A 2,473-nucleotide genomic window follows, 5' to 3' on the forward strand; every position below is an offset into this window, starting at 1 on the left:
TTTTCATCCCAATGTTTCCCTTCGTTTTCATCTCCTCCTATATGAAAATATTCATCTGGAAATAGTGGTGTAATCTCTGTAAAAAGATTTTCTAAAAACGTGTATGTAATATCTTTTGTTGGGTTTAAAGTAGGGTCGAAAACGCCTGCATAACGCTCTATGGCATAATTGTAATCCTCCTTACTTCCTAATTCTGGATAGGCTGTTAATATTGCAGAGGCATGTCCTGGGACATCAAATTCTGGTACTACTCTAATTCCTAAGTTTGTAGCATATGCTACAACATCTTTAATTTGCTCTTGTGTATAGTATTGTTTATCTGATGCTAACTCTTGAAGTTTAGGGTATGTTTTAGATTCTACTCTAAATCCTTGATCGTCTGTTAAATGCCAATGAAACACATTTAATTTAACTGATGCCATTGCATCCAGATTTCTTTTTATAACATCTATAGGTTGAAAATGTCTAGCCGCATCAATCATTAAACCTCTCCATACAAATCTAGGAGAATCGCTTATGGTTACGCCTTCAAAATAATAACCGTTTTCATTATAATTAGTTAGTTGTAATAATGTTTCCAATCCTCTTATAGCACCAACATCTGTATTTGAAGTGATTTGTATGTTATTACTATTTACTATTAAATTATATGATTCGTCTGTATTAATATTTAAACTGGCAACCGTTTTAAATGTCACTTCTATTGAAGCCGGTTTATTATATAATGGAAAGCCGTTATCTATAAATACTCCTGTTCTATTTGTTAATCGTCTAAGAAAATTAGTAGCAACATTACAAACTCTACCTTCGTCTGCTCCATTTATAGAGATCGTAACGTTGCTATTAATTAAAAAATTAGTTGTTGTTGTTTCTATCTTTTTTGGCCATGGCATTAAATTATACTTTTCCATTAACTCGCTTTGCGCGTGTAATGTATAGGTTAATGCAAAAACCGCTAAAAAAATTATTCTATTCATATACTAAAAGTAATAACGCTTAAATGCTTCAATTGCAGCATAATCTGCCAATCCTAAATCATTATATTTTTTTGCTGTTAGTCTATTTCTATCTTCTACTCGTACCCAAAATTCTCTAGAATCATCACCTTGAAACATAACGCCGTCTTTTTGAGATTGATGGTAAAAAATAGCGTGTCTTTTTTTCAGTACTTGATCGGGACTCATAGGGACAGCCATATCTATTTCGTACGATTCCCACTCGTGCCATGCTCCTCTGTAAAGCCAAACCCAGCAATCATTCATGTACAAGTTGTTTTTTAAATGATCTATAGCAATAAATAGAACATCTAAACATACTTTATGAGTTCCATGAGGGTCTGCTAAATCTCCTGCTGCATAGATTTGATTGGGCTTAATTTTGTCTATTAAATTGCAAGTAATTGCTATGTCTCTTTCTGTAAGGTTTCCTTTTTTTATAGTTCCTGTTTCATAGAATGGAAGGTTTAAAAAATGAACATTAGCATCTGGTAAACCTAAATATCTTGTAGCTGCTAACGATTCGCTTTTACGTATAGACCCTTTTAATTTTCTTACTGCTAAAGAATCTTTTTCACCATTGTTTTTCTTATTTTTTATAAAGTCTATTATTTCATTAACTTCTTTAGAATTGGCATTAATGTCTTTAGAAATTTCAGCAAATTTTAAAGCTTCCTCATCAGATACTGCTATATTTCCAGAGGTTTGGTATGCAACATGTACTTCATGTCCTTGCTCAACCAATCTATCGAAAGTGCCTCCCATAGAAATGACATCATCATCTGGATGCGGGCTAAAAATAATTACCTTTTTTTTAGCTGGCGAAGAGCGTTCTGGTCTATTGGAATCGTCGGCATTAGGTTTTCCTCCTGGCCAACCAGTAATGGTATGCTGTAATTTATTAAACATTTTAATGTTTAAATCGTAGGCAGTTCCTTCTTCTGTTAAAAGTCCAGACATTCCATTATCGTTATAATCTTTATCTGTAAGTTTTAAAATAGGTTTATTAAGCATTTCGCTAAGCCATACTACCGCTTTTAATTTTAAGGGTTCATTCCAAACACAAGAGGTTACTAACCAAGGTGTCTTTACTCGGGTTAAAGCTTCGGAGGCTTCTTTATCTAGAACAAATGTTGTATTGTTGTGGTGTTGTAAATAAGTAGCAGGCACGTCTGATGTTATAGTGCCTTCTATTGTTTTTTTAAGTATTTCTGCCTTGTTTACTCCCCAACCTAGTAGTACTATTCTTTTGGCATCACGAACAGTTCCAATACCCATTGTAATTGCTTTTCTAGGCACATTGTCTATTCCTAAAAAAGCTGGTGCAGCATCTATTCGCGTAATATGATCTAGAGTAATTATTCTTGTTCCTGAGTTTAAGTGAGACCCTGGTTCGTTAAACCCAATATGTCCCGTTCTACCAATACCTAGCAATTGAAAATCTAACCCACCTACGGCTTTAATTTTCATTTCGTAAT

2 protein-coding genes are annotated in these 2,473 nt (G+C 33.7%); both read right to left on the minus strand.

Annotated elements, in window-relative coordinates; translation table 11 throughout:
- Positions 1-977, minus strand: a 977-nt coding sequence (locus ACVC2P_RS05405) for a beta-N-acetylhexosaminidase (RefSeq protein ID WP_452597454.1), incomplete at its 3' end; no start/stop codon positions are given.
- Positions 978-980: 3 nt separating this feature from the next.
- Positions 981-2,473: PIG-L family deacetylase (locus ACVC2P_RS05410; RefSeq protein WP_452597455.1), on the minus strand; the 1,493-nt coding region annotated here is incomplete at its 5' end.

The organism is Pontimicrobium sp. MEBiC01747, from assembly GCF_053601635.1.